At 72.1% G+C, this 3,683-nt stretch carries 3 protein-coding genes; 1 reads left to right on the top strand and 2 read right to left on the bottom strand.

What is annotated here, in order from left to right:
• Positions 1 to 98: 98 nt before the first annotated feature.
• Positions 99 to 557 (bottom strand): SRPBCC family protein, encoded by a 459-nt coding sequence (locus tag ACYVE9_RS19020; RefSeq protein WP_461029087.1) that lies wholly within the window; start codon positions 555 to 557, stop codon positions 99 to 101.
• A gap of 134 nt (positions 558 to 691) precedes the next feature.
• On the bottom strand, positions 692 to 1,462 hold the full coding sequence (locus ACYVE9_RS19015) for a metallophosphoesterase family protein (protein ID WP_461029086.1): 771 nt from the start codon (positions 1,460 to 1,462) through the stop codon (positions 692 to 694).
• Positions 1,463 to 1,808: 346 nt separating this feature from the next.
• Between ACYVE9_RS19015 and ACYVE9_RS19010 the strand changes: the two genes are divergently transcribed.
• Positions 1,809 to 3,608, top strand: a complete 1,800-nt coding sequence (locus tag ACYVE9_RS19010; RefSeq protein ID WP_461029085.1) for an AMP-dependent synthetase/ligase — start codon at positions 1,809 to 1,811, stop codon at positions 3,606 to 3,608.
• Positions 3,609 to 3,683 lie beyond the last annotated feature (75 nt).

Genomic DNA, 3,683 nt, shown 5'->3' with positions numbered 1-3,683 from the left:
CGGCGGCCCGGGCGGTGGCGGCGGCGACGGTGGTCCGGCCCGCGCCGCCGGTGCCGGTGACGAGTACGGTGCGCGGCCCGGGAACGGCAGGCGGCATGTCAGTCCTTGCCGGCTGCCGTGCCGGACTCGACTCGCTTCTTCAGGCCGTCCAGTGCGCGGTCGATGATGACCTTCTCGGCCTTGCGCTTGATCATGCCGAGCATGGGGATCTTGACGTCGACCGTCAGCTGGTAGGTGACCTCGGTACGGGCACCGCCGTCGAGGGGTTCGAGCAGGTAGGAGCCGTCCAGGGCGCGCAGCATCTGGGACTTCACCAGCGACCACCGGACCTCGCCGGGGCCGGGCCACTCGTAGCCGAGGGTGTGCTCGTCCTTGATGGCGCCGGCGTCCAGCAGCAGCCGGACGTTCCGGGCGCGGCCCCGGTCGTCGGTGGAGAGGACCTCGGCCTCCTTCACCTCGCCCGTCCACTCCGGATAGCGGGCGAAGTCGGCGATCACGTCCATGACCTCGGCCGGTGCCGCGTCGATGGTGATGCTCGACCTGGTGTGTTCCGCCATCGCCCTGGCTCCTCCGCTGAACCCGTGTGTGCCGCTGTGGTCTTCGGCGCCCCGACGCGACCCGCGTCCGGCGCGCCGCTGTGGTGCGTCGCGTGCTGCGGTCCCGAGGCTACCGCGCTGCCGCGGGGCGTCGGTCACCACTCCAGCACGCGCGGCCTGCCGGTGGAGGCGAAGTGGCCGACGTTGACGCACTCGGTGGCGCCGATCCGCATGCGCTGGACCAGCGGCTGGTGCACGTGGCCGAACAGCGCGTAGCGCGGGCGCACCCGGTGGATGGCGTCGAGCAGGGCGGCGCTGCCGCGTTCGAAGCGGCGGGCGACGGTGTCGTAGCACAGCTCGGGCACGTCCGGCGGGATGTGCGAGCACAGCACGTCCACCTCGCCGAGTGCGGTGACCTTCTCGGCGTAGACGTCCTCGTCGATCTCGAACGGGGTGTTCATCGGGGTGCGGAGGCCGCCGCCGACGAAGCCGACGGTGAGGCCGCCGATGACGGCCGTGCCGCCGTCGAGCACGGTGGTGCCGGGCCGCGTGTACTCCGGCCACAGGCGCGGCATGTCGACGTTGCCGTAGGTGGCGTAGGTCGGTGCGGGAAAGGCGGCGAACAGTTCCGCGTACTGCTTGCGCACGGCGGCCTCGATGGCGGCGGGCCGGTCCACGCCGTCCCAGAGGCGGCGGGAGAACTCGCGCGCCTCGGTGAACCGTCGTGCGGTGCGCAGCTCCACGATGCGGTCCGCGGCCTCGACGCCGAACAGCTCGGGCAGGATGCCGCGCGAGTGGTCGGCGTAGTCCAGGAAGAGGATGAGGTCGCCGAGGCAGATCAGCACGTCCGCGCCGTCTCCGGCTCGGGCGAGGTCCTCGGCGTTGCCGTGCACATCACTGACCACATGAATCCGCGTCCCAGGCATGGGTGCAGCCTAGGCCGCGCAGGTGTTCCGACGGCAGCGGGCCGGCGGGGGCCGAAGGGGGCGCGCGGTCACGTCGCCGGGGGGCGCGGACGGGCGCCCGGCGCGTGGCCGAAGGCCGTCGCTTCCTGGTCAGGGCGGCCGTGGACTAGGGTTTCTCCGTGAGAGGCGTCTTCACCGCCTCCCGCATGTGACACAGCGAACATCTGGCTTTTCCCCCTATCCCCACGCCCATACCGATGGGTAACGTCCGGGCCGTCCAACCCCGGGACCGCCAGCGTCCACGGGCGAGCCAACGGAGGCCGACCCGCTGCGGCCCCCGTTCCGGCGCCGATGAGGAGCAGCAGTCTTGCGCGAGTTCAGCCTTCCGGCCCTGTACGAGGTCCCCGCGGACGGAAATCTGACCGATCTGATCCGTCGGAACGCCGCTCAGCACCCCGACGTCGCGGTGATCGCCCGCAAGGCGCCCGGCGCACCGGGGGGCTGGCAGGACCTGACGGCGACGGAGTTCCTCGCCGAGGTCCGCGCCGCCGCCAAAGGCCTGATCGCGTCCGGTGTGCAGCCCGGCGACCGGGTCGCCCTGATGTCGCGCACCCGGTACGAGTGGACGCTGCTGGACTTCGCCATCTGGAGCGCCGGCGCGGTGACCGTGCCGGTGTACGAGACGAGTTCCGCGGAGCAGGTCGCGTGGATCCTCGGTGACTCCGGGGCGGTCGGCATCCTGGTGGAGAGCGCGGAGCACGCCGAGTGCGTCGCGTCGGTCGCCGAGCGGCTGACCGAGCTGCGGCACGTGTGGACGATCGACGACGGCGCCGTGTCCGAGCTGGAGGCGGCGGGCGCGGAGATCAGCGAGGAGACCGTCGACGAGCGCGGCTCGGCGGCCCACGCCGACTCCCCCGCCACCCTCGTGTACACCTCCGGCACCACCGGCCGTCCCAAGGGCTGCGTGCTGACCCACCGCTCCTTCTTCGCCGAGTGCGGCAACGTCGTGGAGCGGCTGCGGCCGCTGTTCCGCACCGGGGAGGGCTCGGTGCTGCTGTTCCTGCCGGCCGCGCACGTCTTCGGACGCATGGTGCAGCTGGCCGCGGTGATGGCGCCGATCCGCCTGGGCCACGTGTCCGACATCAAGAACCTCACCGACGAGCTGGCGTCGTTCCAGCCGACCATCGTGCTGGGGGTGCCCCGGGTCTTCGAGAAGGTCTACAACTCGGCCCGGGCCAAGGCTCAGGCCGACGGCAAGGGCAAGATCTTCGACCGGGCCGCGGACACCGCCATCCGCTACAGCCGGGCCATGGACGAGCCGTCCGGGCCGTCGCTGCGCCTGAGGCTCACCCACAAGCTGTTCGACCGGCTCGTCTACGGCAAGCTGCGCGCGGTCCTGGGCGGCCGGGCCACCCACGCCATCTCCGGCGGGGCGGCGCTCGGTGAGCGGCTCGGCCACTTCTACCGCGGCATCGGCTTCACCGTGCTGGAGGGCTACGGCCTCACCGAGACGTGCGCGGCGACGGCGTTCAACCCGTGGGACCGGCAGAAGATCGGCACGGTCGGCCAGCCGCTGCCGGGCTCCGTGGTGCGCATCGCCGACGACGGCGAGGTGCTGCTGCACGGCGACCACCTGTTCACCGGCTACTGGAACAACAAGGCCGCCACCGACGAGGCGCTGGCCGACGGCTGGTTCCACACCGGTGACATCGGCACCCTCGACGAGGACGGTTATCTCGCGATCACCGGCCGCAAGAAGGAGATCCTGGTGACGGCCGGCGGCAAGAACGTCGCACCGGCCGTCATCGAGGACCGGATCAGGGCGCACGCGCTGGTCGGCGAGTGCATGGTCGTCGGCGACGGGCGGCCGTTCATCGGCGCGCTCGTCACGCTGGACGAGGAGTTCCTGCCGCGCTGGGCCGAGGAGCACGGCAAGGGAGGGCTCTCGCACGCCGAACTGCTGGCCGACCCGGAACTGCTGGCCGCCGTGCAGGGCGCGGTGGACGAGGGCAACACCGCGGTGTCCCGGGCGGAGTCGGTGCGCAAGTTCCGGCTGCTGGACGCCCAGTTCAGTGAGGAGTCAGGGCACGTCACGCCGTCGCTGAAGCTCAAGCGCAACGTGGTGGCCAAGGACTTCGCGCAGGAGATCGAGTCGCTGTACACCTGACCGCGCGCGGGCCGCGGCGGACGTCCCCCGCGCCCGGCGACAGCGCCGCCGTGGGCGCCTCCGGGGGTGCCTCCG

This window comes from Streptomyces sparsus, assembly GCF_054776295.1.
The sequence above is the reverse complement of the archived record's forward strand: the minus strand, read 5'-3'. Positions and strand labels throughout refer to the sequence as shown.